The organism is Acidiphilium iwatense (genome assembly GCF_021556475.1).
GTDB lineage: Bacteria > Pseudomonadota > Alphaproteobacteria > Acetobacterales > Acetobacteraceae > Acidiphilium > Acidiphilium iwatense.
In genome coordinates this window covers 75,679-98,616 of sequence record NZ_JAKGBZ010000014.1, presented here as the reverse complement: position 1 = coordinate 98,616, position 22,938 = coordinate 75,679, and the positions used below count along the sequence as shown (strand labels likewise).

Sequence of the window (22,938 nt, the reverse complement as noted above, 5' to 3'; positions counted from 1 at the left end):
CGAGGCTGAGCTTCACCACATACTTCTTTACGGCACTTTGTTTCGCGGTCACGAACCATCTCCGTCGTTGCGGAGTCATCGAATCGAAGGTCCGCCGCAAAATCAATGACGGAGGGTACTAGTTACCACATGACGCGTGGGATACCATGCAACAGGATGAGTCGGGGTGCAACAGCAAAACGCCAAAAACCGGCGGGAATCAGCCGGTTTTCATACGTTAAAATATCTGTAAATTCAGGGGGGTGGCGGATGGGGTGGGATTCGAACCCACGATGCGCGTAAACGCATGGCGGTTTTCAAGACCGCTGCCTTAAACCACTCGGCCACCCATCCGTCGTTCGGCTTTTTAGAGTGCTTTGAGGCTGGTCGTAAACCGCCTTCGTGCCTAATTGGAGTGGTTCAGATCAGAGGGATTTCGATGGATTATGTCAATCTCGGCAGCACCGGCCTCAAAGTGTCGCGCATCTGCCTGGGCTGCATGACCTACGGCACGTCGGCCTGGCGGGACTGGGTTCTGGATGAGGCGGACGCCAAGCCGTTCATCCGCCGCGCCTGGGAAGCCGGGATCAATTTCTTCGACACCGCCGACATGTATTCCAAGGGCGCGAGCGAGATCGTGCTCGGCCGCGCGCTGCGCGAGATGGCGGTGCCGCGCGAGCAGGTGGTCGTCGCGACCAAGGTATTCAACCCGATGGGCGAGACACCCAACGAACGCGGATTGTCGCGCAAGCACATCATGCACGCGATCGACGCGAGTCTGAAGCGGCTGGAGCTGGATTATGTCGATCTCTACCAGATCCACCGCTTCGACAAATCCACCCCGATTGAGGAGACGCTGGAGGCGCTCGACGCCGTGGTGCGCGCCGGCAAGGCGCTGCATATCGGCGCCTCGTCGATGGATGCGTGGCGCTTCGCGAAAATGCTCAACGCGTCGGACCGGCGCGGCCTCGCGCGCTTCGCGACCATGCAGAACCACTACAATCTGGTCTATCGCGAGGAGGAGCGCGAAATGATCCCGTTCTGCCGCGACGAGGGGATTGGGCTGATCCCCTGGAGCCCGCTCGCGCGCGGCTTCCTCGCCGGCAATCGCAGCAAGACGGACAAAGGCGAAACGACGCGAGCCAAAAGCGATGAATTCGCCCACACGCTCTATTACGACGAGGGCGATTTCGCGGTGGTCGACCGGGTGAGCGAGATCGCGACGGCGCGCGGCGTGTCCAACGCGCAGGTCGCGCTCGCCTGGGTTCTGGCGCAGCCCGGCGTGACCGCGCCGATCATCGGCGCGTCCAAGCCGCATCACCTGGACGACGCGATCGCCGCGCTCGGCGTGAAACTGACCGATGCGGAAATCGCCCGGCTTGCGGAGCCCTACCGGCCGCATCCGGTGCTCGGGCACTGAAGCTGGAGCGTCGAGGGGTGGGACCCCAATCACCCCATCGACCTCCGAATCGGGACACTGGACACGGCGCTGCCGGCGCGCTATCTTGTTATCCCTGTTCAACACTCAACCAAGGGGGCATTGATGGATATCGCAATTAAAATGTCCCTTGGCGGATACCTCACCGCGCGACCATTGAGCGCCCGTTAGGTCGTCCAGCCTCGCGCCCCGCCGGGCGCGGTCCAATTCCCTGGGTTTTCCTGGCTGCTTTTCAGAGGTGATTCCGCGTTCGCGGGATCGTGTTGAACGATGCCTTCGATCGATAAAAATATGGATTCGCCGTTTCGGGCGGTATTCGGCTTCGTTGCGCACCGCTGGGCGCGTCAGCGCTGGTTGTTCGTTGCGACCGCGCTCGCCATGGTGCTTGCGACTCTGACCGACGTGTTCATGCCGCTCTATGCCGGCGATCTGGTCAATGCGGTGGCGGTGCGCAGTGCCGTCTCGCTGCGTGCGGCACTCGGGGCTCTGGCGACGATCGCGCTGCTGGCGGCGGCGCAGACGGTGCTGCGTTACCTGGCGTTTCGCGCGGTGGTCGCCCTGACGCTCGCGATGATGAGCGCGATGGCCAGCGAAGCGTTCTTCCGGGTGCAGCGCTTCGCGTCCGACTGGCACGGCAATAATTTCGCCGGTGCGATCGTGCGCAAGATCACCCGTGGCATCTGGGCGGTCGACCTGCTGAACGACACGATCCTGATCGCCCTGCTGCCGGCGCTCGCGGTGCTTGTCGGCACCTCGGCGGTGCTCGGACTGCACTGGCCGAGCATGGGCGGGCTGATCGCGATTGGCGCGGTATTCTATATCGGCGTCACCGCGATCCTGTCGCTGCGCTATGTGTCGCCGGCGGCGCAACTGTCGAATCGCTACGATACCGCGATGGGTGCCGCTTTGGCCGACGCGATTTCGTGCAATGCGGTGGTCAAGGGCTTCGCCGCCGAATCGCGCGAGGATGCGACGCTCGCACGGGTGATCGGCAAATGGCGGCGCCGCACACGGCGATCCTGGATGCGCGGCACCAATGTCGGTACCGGGCAGAGTGCCGGGCTGATGGTGCTGCGCTGCGCGATCATCGGGCTGGCGCTGTATCTCTGGTGGATGCGGCGCGCGAGTCCGGGTGACGTGGCGACGGTGATCACCGCGTATCTGATCGTGCTCGGCTATTTGCGCGATATCGGCTACCACATCGCCAATCTGCAGCGCTCGGTCAACGAGATGGAAGATATGGTCCGGCTGGAAGCGCAGCACTTCGGCATCGCCGACCGGCCGGGGGCGATCGACGCGCATATATTGCGCGGCGAGATCGTGTTCGACCGCGTGGGGTTCCGCTATGGCGACCATGTCGCGCCGCTGTTCCGCGATTTGTCGGTGGTGATCGCATCGGGCGAGCGGGTCGGGCTGGTTGGGCATTCGGGATCGGGCAAGACGACGTTCGTCAAGCTGATCCAGCGCCTGCACGATGTGACAGACGGACGAATCCTGATCGACGGGCAGGATATCGCGATGCTGACCCAGGCGAGTTTGCGCGCCGAAATCGCGATCGTCGCGCAGGAGCCGATTTTGTTCCATCGTTCGCTCGCGGAGAACATCGCCTATGGCAGGCCGGATGCGACGGCAGCGGAAATCGAGAACGCGGCGATGCTGGCGAATGCCCATGATTTCATCGTGGGTTTGCCGAACGGCTATCGCACGCTGGTCGGCGAGCGCGGGGTGAAACTGTCGGGCGGCGAGCGGCAGCGCGTGGCGATCGCGCGGGCGTTCCTGGCCGATGCGCCGATCCTGATTCTCGACGAAGCGACCGCGAGCCTCGATTCGGAATCCGAGGCGCTGATCCAGCAGGCGGTCGAGCGGCTGATGACCGGGCGCACGGTGATCGTGGTCGCTCACCGGCTCTCGACTGTGCGCGCGCTGGACCGCATCCTGGTTTTCGATCATGGATCGGTCGTGGAAGAGGGAACCCACGAGGCGCTGACGGCGCGGCAGGGCGGGATTTACCGCCGGCTGTTCGAGCGTCAGGCGTTGGGGCTGATGACGGAACAATGAGGGAAACATCGATGACATTCGACGACATCACCGCAGCGAAACCGAGCCGCGACAGTCTGCGGGCGGCGTATGACGACTTGCACGCAATGCTCGACCGGGGCGCGGTGCGCGAGGCGCTGGCGGCGTGGGACGCGCTGCGGCGCGTGACCGGAACCTGGTCCTCGCTGGTCTATCTGCGCTTTTCGCAGGATACCGCGAATGCGGACTACAAGGCCGAGCGCGAATATGCCGATGAATTGGGTCCGGTGATCACCGAGCACGATACCAGGATCAAGAACCGGCTGCTCTCGCTCGATGCCGCGCCGATTGAGGCGCAATACGGCCGGCACGCGCTGGATATCTGGCGCAACGACGTGACGACGTTCGATCCGGCGATCGCGAAGGATCTCGAGGACGAAGCCAAGCTCGATGCGCGCTATACCGAATTGCTCGCTTCGGCGAAGATCGAGTTCGACGGCAAGACACTCAATCTCGCCGGGCTGACGCCCTATGTGGAGAGTCTGGATCGCGACACAAGGCATCGCGCCGCCGCTGCGCGCTGGGCGTTTTTTGCCGAACACGGTGCGGAACTCGACGAGATTTACGACAGGCTCGTGAAGCTGCGCCACAAGATGGCGACGACGCTGGGCGATGCGAATTTCATCGCACTCGGCTACCGGCGCATGGGGCGGCTCGATTACGGGCCGGAGGGCGTCGCGACCTATCGGCGCGAGGTGCTGGCGCATGTGGTGCCGCTGGTGGCGAAACTGGTCGAGCGGCGCAGGCAGGATAACGGGCTGGATACGCTCTATGCCTGGGACGAGGCGCTGGTCGATCCGAAGGGCAATCCGAAGCCGGATGGCGATCATGATGCGTTGGTGACCAAGGCTAATGAGATGTTCGAGGCGATGGATGCGCGCCTCGCCGGGTTCTATCGCCAGATGAACGAAGGCGGGTTCATGGATTTGAAGAACCGGCCGACCAAGGCGGGCGGCGGGTTCTGCACCTCGTTTCCGGCGTTCGGGATGCCGTATATTTTTGCCAATTTCAACGGCACGCATCACGATGTCGATGTGTTCACCCATGAAATGGGCCACGCCTTTCAGAACTATCAGAGCCGCGCGCAGCCTTCGATGGATTATCTCTGGCCGACCTCGGAATCGGCGGAAATCCATTCGATGAGCCTGGAATTCCTCGCCTATCCGCATATCGAGCCGATGTTCGGCGAGCAGACCGAACGTTACCGGCGGATGCACCTGATCGGTGCGCTGGAATTCCTGCCCTATGGCGTCTGCGTCGATCATTTCCAGCACGAGGTCTATGCTGCTCCCGACGCGACACCCGCCGAGCGCCATGCGATGTGGCGCAAGCTGGAGCAGATATATCTGCCGTGGCGCAACTGGGGCGATCTCGCCTATCCGGCCAAGGGCGGACGCTGGCAGGGTCAGATGCACATCTACGGCGCGCCGTTCTACTATATCGACTACACGCTGGCGCAGTGCTGCGCGTTGCAGTTCTGGGTCAAATCGCAGAAGGATTACCGGGCGAGTTTCGACACCTATGTCGATTTGTGCGGGCTTGGCGGGTCGGCGCCGTTCGGCAAGCTGGTCGAAGCGGCGAAGCTGACATCGCCGTTCGAGCCGGGTGCGTTGCAAGCGGTGGTCAGGACCGCCGAAGCGACGCTCGCGGTGTGATGACGGCGCTGGATCATCCGGTCGAGCGGGTGCGCGCCGCACTGCGCTCAGCCGGTCTGGCCGATGCCATCAGCGAATTTCCCGAGGGCACCCGCACCGCTGCCGGTGCCGCGGCGGCGATCGGCTGCGGCGTGGCGGAAATCGCCAAGTCGATCGTGTTCCGGGCGGGCGAGGTGCCGGTGCTCGCCATCGCCTCGGGGGCGAACCGTGTATCCAAGGCGAAACTCGCTGGACTGGCAGGGGCAAAACTCGAACCGGCCGGGCCGGATTTCGTTCTGGCGGCGACCGGATTCGCCGCCGGCGGGGTTTCGCCGCTCGGCCATCGCGAGTCGGTGACGATATTCATCGACCGTGATTTGATGATGTTCCCGGTGATCTGGGCGGCGGCGGGATCGCCACATCACGTGTTTCCGATCGCGCCGGCGGCGCTGGCCGAGCTGACCGGCGGCGTGGTGGCCGATATAAGGCAGGAATAACGGCGCGTTAGATCCGCCGACGCAGCACGATGCGCACGCCGATATTGATCGCGAGAACCACCAGCATGACCAGAAGGGCGGCGGCGAAAGCGAGGGCGTGGGCGGATTTGTAGGGCTGGTTGATGAAGGTCCAGATCACGTAGGTGAGGTAGCCGATCGGCTCGTGGGTCAGCTTGCCGGTCCAGAGATAGTTCGACCAGCCGGCGGTCTGGATCAAAGGTGCGGTTTCGCCGACCGAGATGGCGAGGGCGAGCAGCGCTCCGGTGATCACGCCGGGGAGCCCGGCCGAGAGAACGATCTTGAAGGCGACGGTGCGATCCTTCGCCCCCAGCGCATAGGCGGCTTCGCGCATGGTGATCGGCACGCGCCGGAGCGAGAGTTCGGTGATCCGCGCGAGATAGGGCACGATCATGATCGCGAGCGTGATCGACCCGGCCAACGCCGAGAATTGCCAGCCGAGCCCGATCACCAGGGTGATGTAGGAGAAATAGCCGAGCACGATGGATGGCACGCCGGTCAGCGTATCGGACAGGAAGCGGATCACCGAGCCGAGCCGGTTCTGGCCGTATTCCGAGAGGTACATCCCGGCGCCGACGCCGATCGGCACCGCGAAGATCAGGGCGCCGAGCGAGAGCACGGCGGTGCCGACGATCGCGGCCAGCAGCCCACCCTTCACGCCGTTGCTCGACGTGGTGAACAGCTTGATCGAGAAGGCCGACGCGCCCTTGATCGCGATGGTGAGCACGAGATCGAGCAGAGGGACGGCGATCAGGAGAAAGGCGAAACCGCACAGAACCCAGCCGGCGGCACTGAGCGCCCGGCGGCGGGTTTCCAGCGCGGAGCGCTTTCCCTTGGTATCAAAGGTTGCGGACAAAGGTTGCTCCCCGCACCAGAACCCGCGCGGCGGCGTTGACCGCGAGGGTGATGACGAACAAGACGAGCGCGATTTCCGCCAGCGACTTCACCGCCATGTTGGTAGGGTCCTGCAAGGCGCTGTCGAGCTGCGAGAGAATGAACGACGCCATGGTGCTGATCGGGGTGAAAATGGTTCCCGGCAGGTAGTTCAAGGCCCCGCCGGAGACCATGAGGACCGCCATGGTCTCGCCCAGCGCGCGGCCCAACCCAAGCACCACGCCGCCGATCAGGGTGACGCGCACGGTGGGCAGCATCGTCTTGGTGACGACCTCGAACCGCGTGGCGCCGAGGGCGACCGCTGATTCGCGCAGTTCGCGCGGCACCTGAAGCAGCGCGTCGTATAATGTGGTGGCGATGATTGGGGTGATCATCAGCGCGAGCACGATCGAGGCGGTGAGCAGGCCGAAGCCGCTGCCGGTGCTGTTGTTGATGTTGAAAAACGGGATGAAGCCGAGAATCGCGGTGATGCCGGGGCCGATATCATGCGAGATCAGCGGGGCCAGGACATAGATGCCCCACAGGCCGAACACCACGCTCGGCACCACCGCGACCAGCTCGACCAGCATGGACAAGCCTGGGCGCAGCCGGGCGGGAACCGCTTCGGCGAGGAAAATCGCGGTGCCGACCGCGACCGGCAGGGCGAACAGGATCGCCAGGAACGAGGAAAACAGCGTGCCGACGATGAAGGCGAGAATGCCGTAATCGGCGCCGATCGGCACGTGGTAGCCGCGACTGACCACCGGATTGGCATACAGATTGCCGAGGCTCCAGTTGATCGTGCCGACGAAGCGCACACCGTTATAGAAGATAGCCTGCCAGGCATATTGAGCGAGAAACAGGACGATGAAGATCAGGGCCGCCGGGATGACCATCGCGATGGCGGCGAGGCAAAGGCGGAACGGGCCGGATCGTTTCATGCGCGCCCTTTAATCGAGAACGCCCCTCCGGCAAAGCCGGAAGGGCGCACGATGGTCAGTGGATCTTGGCGATCTGCGCGGCGGAGAGCTTGCTCACCGCCGGCGGCAGCGCCTTGAACTCGACCTGCTTGAGGAAATGCGGAGCGTTGCCCTTGGTGCTCGCCCAGGTGAGCAGGGCCTTCACTGCCTTCGCCGTCGCGGCGTTGTGCTGCTTCGCGTTCACGATCGCGTATTCGTAGTTGATGATCGGGTAGCTGTCCGCGCCGGGGGCGAAGACCAGGCTGATGCGCTCATCCTTCGGCGTCTTGCCGACGAGCTGGTCGGCGGCGGCGCTGATCGTTTTCGCGGTCGGCAGCACGAACTTGCCCGCCTTGTTCAGCAGCATCGCCTTGCCGAGCTTCGCCTGCTTCACCTGCTGATGGAACGATACGCCGATATAGGCGATGGAATAGGGGTTCTGCTTGAGCGCCTCGACCATGCCGGGATTGCCCTCGGCACCCAGCCCGCCCGGCACCGCCGGCCAGGAAACCGTGGTGCCGTAGCCGACCGAGCTGTTCCACGAGGGCGTGGAGAAGCTGAGATACTGGCTGAAAATGAAGGTGTCGCCCGAACCGTCGGTGCGGTGCACCGGGATGATCTTGTGGTCAGGCAACTTCAGGCCGGGGTTGAGCTTCTCGATCGCCAGGGCGTTCCACTTGCCGATCTTGCCATCATAGATGCCGGCGAGCACCGGGCCGGACAGCTTGAGATGCCTGTTGTTCAGGCCGGGCAGGTTGTAGTTGATCGCCTGGGCCGAGATCGCCAGCGGAATGTTCAGGATGTCGGGGTTCTGCTTGATCTGCGGGTCCGACATATAGGCGTCCGACGCGCCGACCTGCACGACGCCGGAAATCGCCTCGGCGATGCCGGTGCCCGAGCCGGTGCCCTGGGTGGTGACCCTGATGCCCGGATGCGCCTTCTCGAAATGCGGCACCCAGATGTTGAACAGCGGGTAGAGCAGGGTCGAGCCGGTCTCGACCAGGGTGACGTTCGCCGCCTGGGCGACGCCGGCCCCGAGCCCGGTGACCAGCAGCGCGGCAGCGCCGGCGCGCAGCAGAGTGGAGCGCCGCAGTTTGAAATCGGATCGCACGGTTGATCTCCCATGTCGGTTGCGATGATCGTCGGATAAACCTGCGGGGTCGTAACAACCCCTGCGGCGGCGTCTAAGCGATCCGTCATGACAAGGCGACGGGGTTTTGGTGAAGCTTTTATGACATTCAAGATTCCATCACGGTCTCGCGAGACGATGCGAGCCCGGCACGGATGCGGGATTCGATGAGATCGACCGGGGTTTCCAGCCCGCCATAGCGGATCGCGCGACGGGTGCGCTTGCCGGTTTCGCCTTTGAGGTGGAGCGTCAGGGAAGATTTCGTCGCGTGTGCGGCAGCGATCCCGCTCCAGGGATGGTGTTCGGATTCGCCCGGCCGGGACAGCAGCAGAATGCCCTCCTTCCCGATCACCGCGCGGGTGCGCACGGTCCGGTCGGCATGGCGCCGGCGCAGCGATTCGACCGAGCCGAACAAGGCGATGATACCGGCGATCGGCAGGAGCAGTGCCGCGATCGACAGGAACGGGCTCGGCACCGCGACGCGGACGAACAGGATCGGCCCGATGATGCCGAGGGAAGCGATCATCAGCGCGATCGGCAGCGGCGGCGAGGTGGGCGGCGGCCCGGCGCGGAGCGGCAGTTCGGAGGGAGCATCGACCATCGCGCAAACCTGCCAAGTTTGCCAAAGATTGTCGATTGCGACCGGGTGCCTGTAGCTTGGCGGCATGCCGGTCGAGTCGCAGCGTCTGACCCATGCCGAGATGTTCCGGGGGTTTTTCATCGCCGGACTGTCCGGGTTTGGCGGCGTGCTGCCGTTTGCCCGGCGAATCGTCGTCGAGCGCAGGAAATGGCTGACCGAGGCGGAATTCGCCGATCTGTTCAGCCTGTGCCAGTTCCTGCCGGGGCCGAACATCGTCAATTTCGCCGCCGCCTTCGGGGCGCGGCATCGCGGGATCTCCGGTGCTCTGACGGCGACGGTGGGGCTGCTCGCGGCACCGATCGTCATCGTGCTGATCCTGGGCACCCTCTATGAGCGGTTCGGCACGCTGCCGGTGGTGCATCACGGGCTGGGCGGGCTCGCCGCCGCGGCGTCCGGCCTGATTCTCGGCACCGCGCTCAAGATCGCCGGACCGTCACTGCGCCATCCGGCGACGCTCGGCATCGTCGTTTTCGCATTCGTCCTGTTCGCGGTGCTGCGCCTGCCCTTGCCGCTGGTGATCGCGATTGCGCTGCCGGTTTCGCTGGGCCTTGCCGTGTTCCGGGTGAAATGATCCTGTTGGCACTTGTTCTGCTGTTCGCCGAGATGTCGCTGCTCGCGATCGGCGGGGTTGCGAGCACCTTGCCGGCGATGGCGCGCGCGGTGGTGGCGCGGCACTGGCTGACCGCGCCGCAATTCGCCGCTTTGTTCGGTGTGGCGCAGTCGAGCCCTGGGCCGAACATGCTGATCGCGACGCTGATCGGGCTGCATGTCGCCGGAATTTCCGGCGCGCTGGCCGCTTCGGCGGCGATGATCGCGCCGTCGAGCACGCTGACGGTTCTGGTCTCCGGCCTGTGGGAGCGGTTTCGCGCTGCGCACTGGCGGCGAGTGGTGCAGGCGGCGATCACCCCGATCACCGGGGGCCTGCTTCTGGCGGCGGCGAGTTTCCTGATCCGTGCTGCCGATCACGACTGGCGCGCGGCGGCGATCACCTTGGTGGTCGCGCTGTTCACGCTGAAAAGCCGCGTCCATCCGCTGCTGCTGCTCGCCGGCGGCGCCCTGATCGGCGTTCTTGGCTATGCTTAAAATCAGCAAAACGTAGCGTCAGCTCGTTTTGCTGCCACCTCCGTGACCATTCCAGCAATCCTTCGGATTGCCGGAACCTTTGGTCACTCCGCCGCGAATGCGGCGCGCGCCTTATGGCGCGGAGCCAAGCGCGCGGATGCGCGCGCCCGGCGTCTGAGGGCCATCAAAGACTCTCGACGAGCATATCCAGCGCGTGATCGACCGTGGCCGCGCGGATGGCGGCGCGGTCGCCGGGGAAGACGCGGCATTCGGTGATCGTGGTTCGGCTCCGCGCGGCAAGACCGAACCAGACTGTGCCTACGGGCTTTTCCAACGAACCGCCGTCGGGTCCCGCGATTCCCGTCACCGCGATGGCGCGATCGGCGTGCGACCGGGCAAGCGCGCCTTCGGCCATGGCGGCGGCGACTTCGGCGCTGACCGCGCCATGGAACGCGATCAACAAGGGATCGACGCCGAGCAGCGCGGTTTTCGCGTCGTTGGCATAGGTGACGAAGCCGAAGCCGAAGACGGCGGAGGATCCCGCGATATCGGTGATCGCGGCGGCGATCATCCCGCCGGTGCAGCTCTCGGCGGTCGCGATGGTAAGGCCGCGCGCGATCGCGCGGTCGAGCAAGGTTTTCGCGCGAGGATTCACAGCCCCGTCCCCGGCCAGATCAGCCGCAGGATCAGGAGAATGATGGCGGCGAAGCCGCCGGCCAGCCAGTCATCGGCCATGATGCCGGGCGCGTCGGCGCGCGCATCCGCGAGACTGATCGGCCAAGGCTTGCGGATGTCGAACACGCGGAACAGCAGGAAGGCGAGCAGCACGCCCGAGCCGGTCAGATAGGGCAGGCCGAGCAGGGCGATCATCTGCCCGGCGATTTCGTCGATCACGATCCAGCCTGGATCGCGCGATCCCGCTCCGGTGCGCGGGATCGCGAGCAGGCCGACGACGCTGACGACGATCGCGCCCGCGATCAGCGGCCAGTGACCGCGATCGAGCAAAGCGCAGCCGATCAGCAGGCCGAGCAGCGATCCGGCGGTGCCCGGCGCGCGCGGCGCATAGCCGGTGCCGAGGCCGGAGGCGAGCACGGTGCTTATTTTCACTGCTTATGCAGCCATTTGCCGATCGGATCGCGCGCGGGCTTGCCGCTCAGGGCGCGATAGACCACGATGCCTTCGGTGACCCGCTCGACGTAGTTGCGGGTTTCGGCAAACGGGATTTCCTCGATCCAGGTGATCATGTTCGCCCCGCCGCCGCTCGCGGGCAGGCGCGGATCGCCATAGGACGCGAGCCATTTGGCGACATTGTGCGGCCCGGCATTATAGGCGGCGATCGCGAGCGGCAGGCAGTCGCCGAAACGGTTCATCAGCATCGCGAAATAGGCCGAGCCGAGCGCGATATTCTGCTCGGGATCGGCCATCAGCCCGGCTTCAGGGAGGCCAAGGCCGGATTGCATCGCGATCATCCGTGCGGTGCCGGGCATGAGCTGCATCAGCCCCTCCGCGCCGGACGGGCTCATCGCGCCCGGATCGAAGCTGCTTTCCTGGCGAATCAGCGAGAGCACGACATCCGGCCCCACTGCGACACCTGGCGGATCGACCGCAAGTCCGGGCGGGACCGGCCAGCCCAGTTGCACCAGCATGTCGCCCGCCATCCCGGCGAGGCGCGCGACCGCGACGGCGCTCGGCGTCTGGCCGAGCCCGTCGGCGAGGCGGGCATCGAGATACCGATCGTCCAAGGCGGGCGAGATTTCGGCCATGCGAAGCAGGAAGGCGCGGGCGCGGCGCGGTGCGCCCATTTCGGTCAGCAGCACGGCGGCTTGCGGCAATTCGCGCTCGGCGAAGCCGACTTCCTGCGCCATGGTCGGTTTCGGAATGCCGATGGCACGGATTCGGTTGCCGAGCGCGGCCGGCGTCTCACCCATCTGCAGAGCGGCGAGCTGGCCGTAGAATGTGTCGGGGAAGGCGCTCGCGCGGGCGAGATCGGCGGTCGCCGCCGGTCCGGTCTCGGTCTGGGCCAGCCAGTAGAAGGCGCGCGCCTTGGTGATGACGGCGGTGGAATCGCGGCTCAGGGCGAGAAACCAGGGTCGCGCGAGGGCAGGATCGTTGAGGAACCGGAGCGCGATGAAGCCGGCGAGGAAATCCCGGCTGGCTTTCTTCACGTTACTGTCCGGACGGGCGGCGGCGATCAGCGCATAGGCATCACGGGCATCGGCCGATTTCAGAAGATCGTGCGCGAGGGCTTCGCGCCTGGGCCAGAACAGCGCGCGGGCGAGGCCGTGCGCCTGCTGCTCGGCCGCAGCACCGTCGTTCTGCCAGAGCGCGAGTTTCGGCGCGGAATCGGGCGCGGCAGCGAGCTGTGCCAGGAACAGGAACGGCGCCGCCTGCTGATGCGGAGTCAGGGACGCGATCAGCGCATCGGCGTTCGCCGCCCCGCGCGCCAGGGCGAGCCAGGCCGCGCCGGTTGCCTGATCGGCAGGCGGCAGGAGCGGAAGCGTCGTGGTGGCGGCGACAACATTCCCGGCCAGAGCGAGGTGCTGGAATCGCGCCCAGTTCGCATGGGACGTCAGCATCGAACCATACTGGGCGAGGAAATTCGAAGCATCGGCTTGGTTGGCGTAGCCGTCGATCCAGGCGCGGCGGGCGAATTTCGGCGCTTTTGCCGGGTCGGTCGCGGCGAAAGCGGCAGCACAGCGCGCATCGGCGGCGGCGGTGACCGGCAGGCGCCGGGCACATTGCTCGCGCACAACGGCATCGTCCGGGTCGGCGGCGAGCGCCTCGCTCCAGCGCCGGGCAAGGATCGATTGTTCCGGCCAGTCCGGGTTGCGCGCCATGAAAATGCCGATTTCCACCTCGCTCGCCGCACCGGGATCGAGCAGGCGGAAATAGGTGACGAGCTTGCTCACCAGCTTGTCCGGCTGCGCGAGGGCGAGGCTTTGCGCGTCAGTCCAGTCGTTCGACCGCACGTCGTTCATGATCTGAACGAGGGCGGGATTCGGCGCCGGCGGGGCGGCCATGGCGGCAAGCGCGCGGGCCGCGCCGATCGCGGTCAGGCCGAAAGCGGCGGCGAGCCGTATCGCGAATCTCCTCATACCCCCGCAATAGCAGGCTTGCGGGCGCGCGCGTATCCCTTGTTCAGGATCGGCGCGGAGAATAGGTTACGCGCAATAGCGGAGATACAGATGGTTCATGGTTCACTGGTCGCGTTGATCACCCCGATGCGCGCGGATGGCGGCATCGACGAGGCAGCGCTGGAACGTTTCATCGAATGGCAGATCGCGGAAGGCACCAACGGTCTGGTCCCGGTCGGCACCACTGGCGAATCGCCGACGCTGACCCATGACGAGCACAAGCGCGTGGTGGAGTTGACCGTGACGGTCGCCCGCAAGCGCGTGCCGGTGATCGCCGGGGCCGGTTCCAATTCCACCGCCGAGGCGATCGGGCTCGCCCGCCATGCGCAGACGGTCGGTGCCGACGGCGTTCTGGTGGTCACCCCGTATTACAACAAGCCGACCCAGGACGGGCTGTTTTTGCATTACACGGCGATCGCCGATGCGATCGAGATTCCGGTCATCATCTACAACATCCCGTCCCGCTCGGTGATCGACATGAGCGTGGCGACCATGGCCAGGCTGGCGAAGCACCGCAACATCGTGGGCGTGAAGGATGCGACGGCGAATCTCACTCGCCCGCTGCACACGCGTGCCGCGTGCGGCGAACAATTCTGCCAGTTGTCCGGCGAGGACCACACCGCGCTGGCGTTTCTCGCGGCGGGCGGCCAGGGCTGCATTTCGGTCACCGCCAATGTCGCGCCAAGGCTATGCGCCGAAATGCACGCCTCCTGGCGGCGCGGCGATATCGGCGGGGCAATGGCGATCCAGCAGCGTCTGGTGCCGCTGCATGATGCGATGTTCGCCGAAACCAGTCCCGCACCGGTGAAATTCGCGGCATCGCTGCTCGGCTACGGTACCGATCATTGCCGTCTGCCGCTCGCCCCGCTGAGCGAAGCGGTGCGCGCGCAGGTACGCGCGGCGATGGCGAGCGCCGGATTGATCCCCTGATGGCGGAGCCCCGAAAACCCGGCCTGATCTCGCACGGGATTGCCGCGCAGAACCGCAAGGCGCGGTTCAACTATACGATCCTCAGCACCGTGGAGGCGGGGATCGTGTTGCGCGGCGCCGAAGTGAAATCGCTGCGCATGGGCCGGGCCACGCTGAGCGAAGCCTTCGCCGGCGAACGCGACGGCGAGATGTTCCTGTTCAACATGTATATCCCGGAATATCAGGGCGGCGTGCTGTCGCGCTTCGACACCAAGGGGCCGCGCAAGCTGCTGCTGAAGCGCAAGGAGATCAACACGCTGATGGGCGCGATCGCGCGCCAGGGCTCGACCGTCGTGCCGCTCGACGTGCATTTCAATCCGCGCGGCATGGCGAAGGTGACCCTGGGCATCGCCGAGGGGCGCAAGCTGCACGACAAGCGCGCGGCGATCGCCAAGCGCGACTGGGAGCGCGACAAGGCGCGGCTTTTGCGCAATCGCTGAACAGGAGACCGTGATGGACGAGACCGACAAGGACCGGATCAGCATCCTCGGCCAGATCAAGGAAAAACTGATCGGCCGCAAGCAGGACTGGGCGCGCGAGGGCAGGCTGCTGACGGGCGCCGCCGCGAACCCGGCGCAGCGCCTGCCGCCCGGCCAGCGCGAGGTGACGGACTGGCCGGTGCTCGATCTCGGCATTCAGCCCGAGGTGCCGCGCAGCGCCTGGCGCCTCGCCATCGACGGCGCAGTGGAGAACCCGGTCACGCTCGACTGGGACGCGCTGATGGCGCTGCCGCAGCAGGACAGCGTGTTGGACATGCATTGCGTGACGCAATGGTCGCGCTTCGACAATCACTGGCAGGGCGTGTCGATCCGCACGATCGTCGATCTGGTGCGGCCGAAGCCTACCGTCACCCATGTGCTGTTCGAATCCTACGACGATTACACGACCAATCTGAGGCTCGAACAATTCGCCGCCGAGGATTGCTTTCTGGTCCACACCTGGGAGGGCAAGCCGATTCCGCGCCAGCATGGCGGCCCGCTGCGGGTTCTGGTGCCGCGCTATTATCTGTGGAAATCGGCGAAATGGGTGCGGCGGATCAGCTTCGCCGAAGCCGACCGCCAGGGATTCTGGGAAACCAGGGGCTACAACAACAACGCCGATCCGTGGCTGGAGGAGCGGTATAGCTGAGCTGGGATCAGGAATTTCGTCAAATTATCATAGATGTTAGTCCTGCAGCCGGCAGACTTCAGCGCCGTGCCGCGATGAGCAGGAACATCGGCCGCTCGCGTTCCTCGGCCAATTCGGGCTGTGCCGCGATCTGTTCGTCGGTCGGCCCCCATTCCTCGACATGGGCGATCGTGAACCCGATACGGATCAGCAGATTGAGATAGGTGCCGATGGTGCGATGCTGTTTGATGATACCCCTGGCGAGCCAGTCCGTCGTGCGGGGGCCTTCGATCTGATAGGCATCGATGGGCCATGTCTTGCGGCCCTGTACATCGACTGACCAGCCAGGATGCGTCGGTGCCGTGTAGATCGGGTGCTCCGCCGAGAAGATCAGATGTGCCCCCGGCACGAGCGCGCGGTGTATCGTCGCTAACAGTCCCGACAGATTCTCGATATAATGCAAAGCGAGCGCGCTATAGGCGAGATCGAACGACGCATCGGGCAAATCGAGATGTTCGAGATCGGTCCTGGTGTAGGTGATCGCGGCATCCGATGTCGCGGCTTTGGCCCGCGCCAGCATCTTTTCCGACACGTCGATGCCGAGAACCCGTGCCGCTCCTTGTTGGCGCGCCCAGCGGCAGAACCAGCCGAAGCCGCAGCCGAAATCCACGACTTTGCGGCCACGGAGATCCGGGAGCAAAACCCGCAGCGCAGGCCATTCCGGTGCGCCGGCCAGCCCTTCGACCGAACGGTTCAGTCGGCTGTAGCCCTCGAAGAACGTAGGGTTATCATAGATGTTTTGTGTCATGGTCCGTCCGCCATTATCGAATCTTTAAGAATGATGTCCGATACTATTCATCTTGTGGAGCGGCACGAGCCATGAACCTTGCCCAATTCGACACCGTCTGCCAACGCTTTCCCGGTGCGGCGCTTGCGATTCAATGGGGCGGTAGCCGCGTCTACAAGGTGGGCGGCAAGATGTTCGCCTTGGGCAATCGTGACGCCGGCGTGCCGTATTACGTCTTCAAGACGACGCCGATCGCCTATGAAATGCTGCTGGACCAGGGACTCGCGACCCGCGCGCCCTATCTGCCGCGCGGCTTCTGGGTGAAAATCGGCGATCCCGATGCGCTGCCGGACGATGATCTCGCCGGCTATTTCGAGCAATCCTATCGGATCGTCGCGGGCAGCCTTCCCAAGCTCACGCGGAAAAGTCTGGGGCTGGGCTGACGGCACTTGTCAGGTGGTGTTTCAGGAACGCCACCACCGCCTCGAACATCGCGGGCGTCAGCCGCCTTGTGCTGGTGTTGTAGCGCGAGACATGGAAGCTGTCGGCAAGCACGATGTCGTTCGGCAGGCGATGGGTGGCGCCGTGAGCGAATTTGGCGAAACCCTGCTTCAGGCCATGGGCGCGCAGCACGGCCTGATGCGCGACGACGCCGAGGGCGAGGATCGCGCGCAGATTGTGCATTGCGGCGATTTCCGAGGCGAGGAACTGGTTGCAGGTAGCGATTTCGGCGGGCAGCGGCTTGTTCTCTGGCGGCACGCAGCGCACCGCGTTGACGATGCGGCAATCGCGGAGCGAAAGCCCGTCATCCGGGCGTTCCTCATAGCGCCCGATGGCGAAGCCGAATGCCAGCAGGGAGTCGTAGAGCAGTCGTCCCGCATAGTCGCCGGTGAATGGGCGGCCGGTGCGGTTGGCCCCGCGCAGGCCGGGAGCGAGGCCGACGATGAGCAGCCGTCCGTCCAGCTCGCCGAAGCAGCGCACCGGGGCATTGTGCCAATCGGGGAATTTCGCGCGGTTATCCGCCCGGAACCCGGCAAGACGCGGGCAGAGCGGGCAATCCCGCGGCGGCGTTTCCGGCGTTGGAGGCACGCCTATTCCTGATCGGCCTCGACGCGCTGGGCGCGCTGGCGCTGCTCGGTCTGGCGGCGGGTGAATTCGCCGGCGATATCCGACAGATCGACGAACTGGTCGGCCTGGCGGCGCAATTCGTCGGCGATCATCGGCGGCGTGGTCTTGATGGTCGAAACCACCGTCACCCGCACGCCCTTGCGCTGAGTGGCCTCCACCAGGCGGCGGAAATCGGAATCGCCGGAGAACAGGATCGCATGGTCGATATGCGGAGCCATTTCCAGCATGTCGATCGCCAGTTCGATATCCATGTTGCCTTTCACGCGGCGGCGCCCGGAGCCGTCGGTGAATTCCTTGGCGGGCTTGGTGACCAGCGTGTAGCCGTTATAGGCGAGCCAGTCGGTCAGCGGTTTTAGCGGCGAATATTCCTCGGTATCGAGCAGTGCGGAATAGTAATAGGCGCGGATCAGGTTGACCCCGCCGAAAAATTCCAGAAGCCGCCGGTAATCGACATCGAACCCGACCGCGCGGGACGCCGCGTAGAGATTGGCGCCGTCGATGAACAGCGCGGTTTTTTCATTGGGCAGAAGGCGCATGACCAAAACCTTTCGAATGCTTCTCGTCTTGAAATATTCAAATCGAATATAGACGAATGACATTCAGATTACGCGAAACCGTCACGAACGTATAGGGTGGACGTCATGATCCTGATCGCGATCGGCGCCAACCTGCCGGGGCCGGATGGGGCGAGCCCGCGCGATACCTGCATCCGCGCGCTCGAAGCGGTGCGGGCATTGCCGGGGCTCGAATTTCGCGCCGTCTCGCCCTGGTATCGCACGACGCCGGTGCCGCGCGATGCGAGCCAGCCCGATTTTTGCAACGGCGTGGCGCGGTTCGACGTGGCGCGGTTTGCCGGCGTTGCCGAACCCGAGGCGCTTCTGGCGGCGCTGCACCGGATCGAGGCGGAATTCGGCCGTGAGCGGTCGGTGCCGAATGCTGCCCGCACCCTCGACCTTGACCTGATCGACCTGAACGGCCTGGTGCGCGACGCGCCGCCGCCGATCCTGCCGCACCCGCGTGCGCATCTGCGCGCATTCGTGCTGCGCCCGCTGCTTGATGTCGCGCCCGATTGGGTGCATCCTCGCTCCGGCGCGGCGGGGATGTCGCTGCTGGACACGGTGCCGGGCGGTTCGGATGCTCCGATCGGCCGATGGTGATGGCTGCGTTGCCGGTGCAACCCGATTGGTTGCGCCGCAGCGGGGGTTACGCTATATTCCAATTTCGATTGTCGTACCGCGCGCAGCATTGGGCGCATAGTTTGGAGTTGGCCGGATGGCACGCGTCACCGTCGAAGACTGCATCGAGAAGATCCCCAACCGATTCGAGCTGGTTCTGCTCGCCGCCCAGCGCGCGCGCAACCTTGCCCGCGGCGCTTCGATCACCATCGATCGCGACAACGACAAGAACCCGGTCGTCGCCCTGCGCGAGATTGCCGACGAAACCATCGATTTCGGCGCGATCGAGCAGGATCTGGTCAAATCGCTCTCCCGCGTGCCCGATCCCGAGCCGGCGGACGAGGAAGTTCAGGACCTCATCCCGACCGACCAGAATATTTTCGGTCTGCAGGATGTCTCCGCCGAGGAGGAAGCAGCCGCGCTCGCCGCCGAGTCCGAGGAAATGACCTCCGAGGATATCGCCGCGGCGATCGAGGCGGAGCTCGGCGGTGGCCGCCCGCGCCGCTGATCAGGGCAGGCGGCCATGCCTGACCGGCGCGCGGGGATGCCGACGATCCATCCCTTGTTCGCGCCGGAGGGAAGTGCGGCCTCTATCGGGCACGAGGCGCTGGCGCCGCTGCTGACCCGGCTTGGCAGCTACGATCCGAAGATCGACCCCGCCGTCATCGACGACGCCTATAGCCTCGCCGCCGAGGCCCATGCCGCGCAGACGCGCGAGAACGGCGAGCCCTATATCACCCATCCGCTCGCGGTGGCCGACATCCTCGCCGATTACCGGCTGGACGGCGGCAGCATCGTCACCGCCCTGCTGCACGACGTGATCGAGGATACGCGGGTCACCCTGCCCGTGCTGCAATCGCGTTTCGGCGCCGAGATCGCCGGGCTGGTCGATGGCGTGACCAAGCTCACCCGCCTCGAACTGCAATCGGACCGGACCAAGCAGGCGGAGAATTTCCGCAAGCTGGTGCTGGCGATGAGCAAGGACATCCGCGTCCTGCTGGTGAAACTCGCGGACCGGCTGCACAATATGCGCACGATCCATTTCGTCCACGAGCCGGAGCGGCGCGCGCGCATCGCCCGCGAGACGATGGAGATCTATGCGCCGCTCGCCGAGCGGATCGGCATGGACCGGGTCAAGACCGAGCTGCAGAACCGCGCCTTCGCGGTGCTCGATCCGGAGGCCTATGAATCGATTCAGGCGCGGCTGAATTTTTTGCGCGGCCAGGGTGCCGACGTGATCGACGAGGTGCGCGGTGAGCTGTTGCGCATTCTCGCCGCCGCTGGTGTGGACATCGTCGATATATCCGGCCGGGAGAAGTCGATCTTTTCCATCTGGGAGAAGATGCAGCGGCGCAACGTGGCGTTCGAGCAGTTGTCCGACATCATGGCGTTCCGCATCGTCGTTCCGACCCGCGAGCAATGCTATGTCGCGCTGGGGGCGATCCATGCCGCATTTCCGGTCACCGCTGGGCGGTTCAAGGACTATATCTCGACGCCGAAGGCCAACGGCTATCAGTCGCTGCACACCGGTGTCACGCTGCGCCATCCGCGCAACCAGAAAATCGAGTTGCAGATCCGCACGCCGGAAATGCACGCGATCGCGGAAAACGGGGTCGCGGCGCACTGGCTGTACAAGCAGAACGATGCTTCGCCTTCCGATCTCAAGCAGTTCCGTTGGGTGCAGGATCTGCTGGAGATCCTGGAGAACTCCACCGCCGACGAATTTCTCGAGAACACCAAGCTGGAGCTGTATCAGGATCAGGTTTTCTGCTTCACCCCCAAGGGCCAGCTGATCCAGTTGCCGCGTGGGGCGACGGCGGTGGATTTCGCTTATGCGGTGCATTCGCAGATCGGCGATACCTGTGTGGGGGCGCGGATCAACGGACGGCTGATGCCGCTGCGCTACGAGCTGCAGAACGGCGATCAGGTGGAGATTCTGACCGCACGCGGCGGCACGCCGTCGCCGTCGTGGGAGCGGTTCGTCGTCACCGGCAAGGCGCGCGCGCGCATCCGCCGGTTCCTCGCCGGGCAGCTCCGGGTGCAGAACCGCGACCAGGGCAAGGCGACGCTTGCCCGCGCGTTCCGCCAGGAAGGCGTGGACGGATCGGAAAAAGTGCTGGACGCGGCTTTGAAGTCGCTGAAGCAGCCGAGCCTGGACGATCTCTATATCGCGGTCGGCACCGGCAATATCGGGGCGCGGGACGTGGTTCACGCCGCCTATCCCGAGCTGCGCGAGTCCCATGCGCCGCGCATGGTGCCGGGGATGCTGGCGCGGCCGGCGCGCAGCCCCGCGCGGCCGAACAGCCTGCCGATCACCGGGTTGATTTCGGGGATGGAAGTGCATTATGCTGGGTGCTGCCACCCGCTGCCGGGCGACAAGATCGTCGGCATCATCACCACCGGCAAAGGGGTGACGATCCATACCCGCGATTGCATGACGCTGGAAACCTTCGCCAATACGCCGGAGCGGTTCATCGATGTAGATTGGGACTATGCCCAGCTCGGCCAGGGCAAGGACGCCGGCAAGGATGGCGCGGGACGAGACCGGCCGTTCACCGGGCGGATCAGCGTGATCGCGTCGAACGCGCAGAGCACGCTGGCCAATCTGGCCAATGCGGTGGCCAAGCAGGACGGCGCCATCGCCAATCTGAAAATCGTCCATCGCCAGCAGGATTTTTTCGAATGCCTGATGGATATCGAGGTGCGGGATTTGCGGCATCTGTCGCAGGTGATCGCGGGGTTGCGCGCGGCCGGCGGGGTCGCCCAGGTCGATCGCGCCAGGACGTGATCGCCGTTTCATGATCGTCGGTATCGGCTCGGATCTGTGCGACATCAGGCGCATCGAGGCGACGCTCGCGAAGTTCGGCGAGCGGTTCACCGCGCGCATCTTTACCGAGACCGAGCGGTTTCGCGCGGAGCGCCGGGCGCATCAGCGTGCGTCGAGCTACGCCAAGCGGTTCGCGGCGAAGGAGGCGTGCGCGAAGGCTTTGGGTACCGGGTTCCGGCGCGGCGTGTTTTTCGCCGATCTCGGCGTGGTCAATCTGCCCTCCGGCCAGCCGACCATGGCGTTGACCGGCGAGGCGGCGCTGCATCTCGCGACGCTGGTTCCCGAAGGCCGCGTGCCGTTCATCCATGTGTCGCTGACCGACGAATATCCATATGCCTACGCGCATGTGATCATCGAGGCGCGGGAGAATATCTGACGCCATGTCATCAACTGGAACGGTGCCGGCGGTCTGCCGGCATTTCGGCATATGCGGCGGCTGCACCGAGCAGGACGTGCCGGAGCAGATCTATCATGCGGCGAAGCGGGAGCGGTTGATCGAGGCGTTGGCGCGGGCTGGATTTGCCGATGCGCCGGTCGCTGAGATGATCGCGATCCCGATGGGCACGCGAAGACGGGTCGATTTCGCGCTGCTGCGCCAGGGCGGGGCGGTCCGGCTCGGGTTGCACGCGGCGAAATCGCGCGACGTGGTCGATATCGCCGAATGCCCGCTCGCCCTGCCGGCGATCGCGGCGCTGATCGCACCTTTGCGTGAACTGGTCGCGAAACTCTCTGGGTTTCGCAAATCGGGCAGCGTTTTGATCAATGCGCTGGATCACGGGCTGGACGTGTCGCTGGCGCTGGATGGTGCCGCGAGTGCGGCGGATCGATCCTGGCTGATCGCCTTCGCGCGCGACCATGCGCTCCTGCGCATCAGCCTGGGCGACGAGCCGGTTCTGGTGCTGCGCGAACCCACGCTCGATCTCGGTGGGTTGACCGTCATTCCGCCGCCGGGCGGGTTTCTGCAGCCGACCGTCGCGGGCGAGGCGGCGATCCGCGCCGCCGTGGTGGCCGGGTTGCCGGGGAAACTCACCCGCAAATCATGGATCGTCGAACTTTATGCGGGGGTTGGAACGCTAACGGGCGCGCTTGCCGGCCATGCGCGGGTTCATGCGGTCGAAGGGAACAAGGCCGCCTGCGCCGCGCTCGAAGCCGGGGTGCGCCAGGACGGGCTTGCCGGGCGCATCACCGTCGAGGCGCGCGATCTGGCGCGCCGGCCGGTGACCGTGAAGGAGTTGGCGGGCGCGGCCTGCGTGGTGCTCGATCCGCCGTTCGACGGAGCGGGATCGCAGATCGGAGCCATCCTGGAGTCGAAGGTTCCGCGCGCGATCTATGTCAGTTGCAATCCTGACGTCCTGGCGCGCGAAGCGAAATTGCTCCGGCAGGCGGGGTATCGGGTGGTTGCTGCGGCGCCGATCGACCAGTTTCCCGCCTCCGCGCATCTGGAAAGCGTGGTTGTGTTCGGGAAATAAAATAGCCAGACGAATGGAGCGGTTGCCGCGAGCATCT

General features: G+C 65.1%; 25 protein-coding genes and 1 tRNA gene. 15 read left to right on the top strand and 11 right to left on the bottom strand.

Annotated features, from left to right (window positions below; translation table 11 throughout):
* Positions 1–243: 243 nt before the first annotated feature.
* A tRNA-Ser gene (locus tag L2A60_RS09385) sits at positions 244–333 on the bottom strand.
* Between the two features lie 85 nt (positions 334–418).
* On the opposite strand from L2A60_RS09385, the gene L2A60_RS09380 reads away from it, so the two are divergent.
* The 4 genes from L2A60_RS09380 (at position 419) to L2A60_RS09365 (ending at position 5,624) form a co-directional block, all read left to right on the top strand.
* On the top strand, positions 419–1,399 hold the full coding sequence (locus L2A60_RS09380) for an aldo/keto reductase (RefSeq protein WP_235704115.1): 981 nt from the start codon (positions 419–421) through the stop codon (positions 1,397–1,399).
* Between the two features lie 309 nt (positions 1,400–1,708).
* Positions 1,709–3,475, top strand: a complete 1,767-nt coding sequence (locus L2A60_RS09375) for an ABC transporter ATP-binding protein (RefSeq protein WP_235704114.1) — start codon at positions 1,709–1,711, stop codon at positions 3,473–3,475.
* 11 nt (positions 3,476–3,486) lie between these two features.
* Complete coding sequence (locus tag L2A60_RS09370) at positions 3,487–5,148, top strand: M3 family oligoendopeptidase (protein ID WP_235704113.1); 1,662 nt, start codon at positions 3,487–3,489, stop codon at positions 5,146–5,148.
* Positions 5,148–5,624 (top strand): YbaK/EbsC family protein, encoded by a 477-nt coding sequence (locus L2A60_RS09365; RefSeq protein ID WP_235704112.1) that lies wholly within the window; start codon positions 5,148–5,150, stop codon positions 5,622–5,624. The genes L2A60_RS09370 and L2A60_RS09365 overlap by 1 nt, the downstream gene beginning before the upstream one ends.
* A 7-nt stretch (positions 5,625–5,631) precedes the next feature.
* Here L2A60_RS09365 and pstA read toward each other — a convergent pair whose 3' ends face one another.
* The 4 genes from pstA to L2A60_RS09345 form a co-directional block, all read right to left on the bottom strand.
* A complete protein-coding gene (gene pstA / locus L2A60_RS09360; RefSeq protein ID WP_235704111.1) occupies positions 5,632–6,498 on the bottom strand; it encodes a phosphate ABC transporter permease PstA in 867 nt (288 codons plus the stop codon).
* Positions 6,482–7,456 carry a phosphate ABC transporter permease subunit PstC gene (gene pstC, locus L2A60_RS09355; protein WP_235704110.1) on the bottom strand — a complete coding sequence of 325 codons (975 nt, stop codon included), beginning with the start codon at positions 7,454–7,456 and terminating at the stop codon, positions 6,482–6,484. The genes pstA and pstC overlap by 17 nt, the downstream gene beginning before the upstream one ends.
* A gap of 55 nt (positions 7,457–7,511) precedes the next feature.
* Positions 7,512–8,585 carry a phosphate ABC transporter substrate-binding protein PstS gene (pstS, locus tag L2A60_RS09350; protein ID WP_235704109.1) on the bottom strand — a complete coding sequence of 358 codons (1,074 nt, stop codon included), beginning with the start codon at positions 8,583–8,585 and terminating at the stop codon, positions 7,512–7,514.
* A 127-nt stretch (positions 8,586–8,712) separates the two neighbouring features.
* On the bottom strand, positions 8,713–9,204 hold the full coding sequence (locus L2A60_RS09345; protein WP_235704108.1) for a hypothetical protein: 492 nt from the start codon (positions 9,202–9,204) through the stop codon (positions 8,713–8,715).
* Between the two features lie 64 nt (positions 9,205–9,268).
* Here L2A60_RS09345 and L2A60_RS09340 point away from each other — a divergent pair, with 64 nt between their 5' ends.
* Complete coding sequence (locus L2A60_RS09340; protein ID WP_235704107.1) at positions 9,269–9,814, top strand: chromate transporter; 546 nt, start codon at positions 9,269–9,271, stop codon at positions 9,812–9,814.
* A complete protein-coding gene (locus L2A60_RS09335) occupies positions 9,811–10,326 on the top strand; it encodes a chromate transporter (protein ID WP_235704106.1) in 516 nt (171 codons plus the stop codon). The genes L2A60_RS09340 and L2A60_RS09335 overlap by 4 nt, the downstream gene beginning before the upstream one ends.
* Positions 10,327–10,489: 163 nt before the next feature.
* On the opposite strand, the gene L2A60_RS09330 is transcribed toward L2A60_RS09335, so the two are convergent.
* From L2A60_RS09330 to L2A60_RS09320, 3 genes are read right to left on the bottom strand one after another with little or no spacing between them, the layout of a single operon-like run.
* On the bottom strand, positions 10,490–10,960 hold the full coding sequence (locus L2A60_RS09330) for a CinA family protein (protein ID WP_235704105.1): 471 nt from the start codon (positions 10,958–10,960) through the stop codon (positions 10,490–10,492).
* Positions 10,957–11,412 carry a phosphatidylglycerophosphatase A family protein gene (locus L2A60_RS09325; protein ID WP_235704104.1) on the bottom strand — a complete coding sequence of 152 codons (456 nt, stop codon included), beginning with the start codon at positions 11,410–11,412 and terminating at the stop codon, positions 10,957–10,959. The genes L2A60_RS09330 and L2A60_RS09325 overlap by 4 nt, the downstream gene beginning before the upstream one ends.
* Positions 11,409–13,400: a lytic transglycosylase domain-containing protein gene (locus L2A60_RS09320; RefSeq protein ID WP_235704103.1), complete on the bottom strand. Its 1,992-nt coding sequence runs from the start codon at positions 13,398–13,400 to the stop codon at positions 11,409–11,411. The genes L2A60_RS09325 and L2A60_RS09320 overlap by 4 nt, the downstream gene beginning before the upstream one ends.
* Before the next feature lie 90 nt (positions 13,401–13,490).
* Here L2A60_RS09320 and dapA point away from each other — a divergent pair, with 90 nt between their 5' ends.
* Genes dapA through L2A60_RS09305 form a run of 3 tightly spaced genes read left to right on the top strand, consistent with a single transcriptional unit; the run spans position 13,491 to position 15,536 of the window.
* Positions 13,491–14,369, top strand: coding sequence for a 4-hydroxy-tetrahydrodipicolinate synthase (gene dapA / locus L2A60_RS09315; protein ID WP_235704102.1), 879 nt, complete (start codon positions 13,491–13,493; stop codon positions 14,367–14,369).
* The gene (gene smpB, locus L2A60_RS09310; RefSeq protein ID WP_235704101.1) at positions 14,369–14,848 is read left to right on the top strand and encodes an SsrA-binding protein SmpB; all 480 of its coding nucleotides are present in this window, start codon (positions 14,369–14,371) and stop codon (positions 14,846–14,848) included. The genes dapA and smpB overlap by 1 nt, the downstream gene beginning before the upstream one ends.
* A 13-nt stretch (positions 14,849–14,861) precedes the next feature.
* A complete protein-coding gene (locus tag L2A60_RS09305; RefSeq protein ID WP_235704100.1) occupies positions 14,862–15,536 on the top strand; it encodes a sulfite oxidase-like oxidoreductase in 675 nt (224 codons plus the stop codon).
* 58 nt (positions 15,537–15,594) lie between these two features.
* Here the strand turns inward: L2A60_RS09305 and L2A60_RS09300 are convergent, their stop codons facing one another.
* Entirely contained in the window at positions 15,595–16,323 is a 729-nt protein-coding gene (locus tag L2A60_RS09300) for a class I SAM-dependent methyltransferase (RefSeq protein ID WP_235704099.1), read from the bottom strand.
* A gap of 71 nt (positions 16,324–16,394) precedes the next feature.
* Here L2A60_RS09300 and L2A60_RS09295 point away from each other — a divergent pair, with 71 nt between their 5' ends.
* Positions 16,395–16,745 carry an MmcQ/YjbR family DNA-binding protein gene (locus tag L2A60_RS09295; protein WP_235704098.1) on the top strand — a complete coding sequence of 117 codons (351 nt, stop codon included), beginning with the start codon at positions 16,395–16,397 and terminating at the stop codon, positions 16,743–16,745.
* Here L2A60_RS09295 and L2A60_RS09290 read toward each other — a convergent pair.
* The gene (locus L2A60_RS09290) at positions 16,717–17,391 is read right to left on the bottom strand and encodes a uracil-DNA glycosylase (protein ID WP_235704097.1); all 675 of its coding nucleotides are present in this window, start codon (positions 17,389–17,391) and stop codon (positions 16,717–16,719) included. The two genes, L2A60_RS09295 and L2A60_RS09290, sit on opposite strands and share 29 nt — an antisense overlap.
* Before the next feature lie 2 nt (positions 17,392–17,393).
* Entirely contained in the window at positions 17,394–17,966 is a 573-nt protein-coding gene (locus tag L2A60_RS09285) for a LabA-like NYN domain-containing protein (protein ID WP_235704096.1), read from the bottom strand.
* Positions 17,967–18,071: 105 nt separating this feature from the next.
* Here L2A60_RS09285 and folK point away from each other — a divergent pair, with 105 nt between their 5' ends.
* The 5 genes from folK (at position 18,072) to L2A60_RS09260 (ending at position 22,901) form a co-directional block, all read left to right on the top strand.
* Positions 18,072–18,587, top strand: a complete 516-nt coding sequence (gene folK / locus L2A60_RS09280) for a 2-amino-4-hydroxy-6-hydroxymethyldihydropteridine diphosphokinase (protein WP_235704095.1) — start codon at positions 18,072–18,074, stop codon at positions 18,585–18,587.
* 115 nt (positions 18,588–18,702) lie between these two features.
* Positions 18,703–19,113, top strand: coding sequence for a DNA-directed RNA polymerase subunit omega (gene rpoZ / locus L2A60_RS09275; protein ID WP_235704094.1), 411 nt, complete (start codon positions 18,703–18,705; stop codon positions 19,111–19,113).
* 36 nt (positions 19,114–19,149) lie between these two features.
* On the top strand, positions 19,150–21,393 hold the full coding sequence (locus L2A60_RS09270; protein ID WP_235704120.1) for a RelA/SpoT family protein: 2,244 nt from the start codon (positions 19,150–19,152) through the stop codon (positions 21,391–21,393).
* A gap of 10 nt (positions 21,394–21,403) precedes the next feature.
* Positions 21,404–21,808 (top strand): holo-ACP synthase, encoded by a 405-nt coding sequence (gene acpS, locus L2A60_RS09265; RefSeq protein ID WP_235704093.1) that lies wholly within the window; start codon positions 21,404–21,406, stop codon positions 21,806–21,808.
* Positions 21,809–21,812: 4 nt separating this feature from the next.
* Complete coding sequence (locus tag L2A60_RS09260) at positions 21,813–22,901, top strand: class I SAM-dependent RNA methyltransferase (RefSeq protein ID WP_235704092.1); 1,089 nt, start codon at positions 21,813–21,815, stop codon at positions 22,899–22,901.
* Positions 22,902–22,938 lie beyond the last annotated feature (37 nt).

Excerpts from the sequence above, each read along its gene's own strand:
- L2A60_RS09380 (WP_235704115.1), top strand. The coding sequence starts at position 419 with ATGGATTATGTCAATCTCGGCAGCACCGGCCTCAAAGTGTCGCGCATC.
- L2A60_RS09375 (WP_235704114.1), top strand. The coding sequence starts at position 1,709 with ATGGATTCGCCGTTTCGGGCGGTATTCGGCTTCGTTGCGCACCGCTGG.
- L2A60_RS09370 (WP_235704113.1), top strand. The coding sequence starts at position 3,487 with ATGACATTCGACGACATCACCGCAGCGAAACCGAGCCGCGACAGTCTG.
- L2A60_RS09365 (WP_235704112.1), top strand. The coding sequence starts at position 5,148 with ATGACGGCGCTGGATCATCCGGTCGAGCGGGTGCGCGCCGCACTGCGC.
- pstC (WP_235704110.1), bottom strand. The coding sequence starts at position 7,456 with ATGAAACGATCCGGCCCGTTCCGCCTTTGCCTCGCCGCCATCGCGATG.
- L2A60_RS09345 (WP_235704108.1), bottom strand. The coding sequence starts at position 9,204 with ATGGTCGATGCTCCCTCCGAACTGCCGCTCCGCGCCGGGCCGCCGCCC.
- L2A60_RS09340 (WP_235704107.1), top strand. The coding sequence starts at position 9,269 with ATGCCGGTCGAGTCGCAGCGTCTGACCCATGCCGAGATGTTCCGGGGG.
- L2A60_RS09335 (WP_235704106.1), top strand. The coding sequence starts at position 9,811 with ATGATCCTGTTGGCACTTGTTCTGCTGTTCGCCGAGATGTCGCTGCTC.
- L2A60_RS09320 (WP_235704103.1), bottom strand. The coding sequence starts at position 13,400 with ATGAGGAGATTCGCGATACGGCTCGCCGCCGCTTTCGGCCTGACCGCG.
- dapA (WP_235704102.1), top strand. The coding sequence starts at position 13,491 with ATGGTTCATGGTTCACTGGTCGCGTTGATCACCCCGATGCGCGCGGAT.
- smpB (WP_235704101.1), top strand. The coding sequence starts at position 14,369 with ATGGCGGAGCCCCGAAAACCCGGCCTGATCTCGCACGGGATTGCCGCG.
- L2A60_RS09305 (WP_235704100.1), top strand. The coding sequence starts at position 14,862 with ATGGACGAGACCGACAAGGACCGGATCAGCATCCTCGGCCAGATCAAG.
- L2A60_RS09300 (WP_235704099.1), bottom strand. The coding sequence starts at position 16,323 with ATGACACAAAACATCTATGATAACCCTACGTTCTTCGAGGGCTACAGC.
- L2A60_RS09295 (WP_235704098.1), top strand. The coding sequence starts at position 16,395 with ATGAACCTTGCCCAATTCGACACCGTCTGCCAACGCTTTCCCGGTGCG.
- L2A60_RS09285 (WP_235704096.1), bottom strand. The coding sequence starts at position 17,966 with ATGCGCCTTCTGCCCAATGAAAAAACCGCGCTGTTCATCGACGGCGCC.
- folK (WP_235704095.1), top strand. The coding sequence starts at position 18,072 with ATGATCCTGATCGCGATCGGCGCCAACCTGCCGGGGCCGGATGGGGCG.
- rpoZ (WP_235704094.1), top strand. The coding sequence starts at position 18,703 with ATGGCACGCGTCACCGTCGAAGACTGCATCGAGAAGATCCCCAACCGA.
- L2A60_RS09270 (WP_235704120.1), top strand. The coding sequence starts at position 19,150 with ATGCCGACGATCCATCCCTTGTTCGCGCCGGAGGGAAGTGCGGCCTCT.
- acpS (WP_235704093.1), top strand. The coding sequence starts at position 21,404 with ATGATCGTCGGTATCGGCTCGGATCTGTGCGACATCAGGCGCATCGAG.
- L2A60_RS09260 (WP_235704092.1), top strand. The coding sequence starts at position 21,813 with ATGTCATCAACTGGAACGGTGCCGGCGGTCTGCCGGCATTTCGGCATA.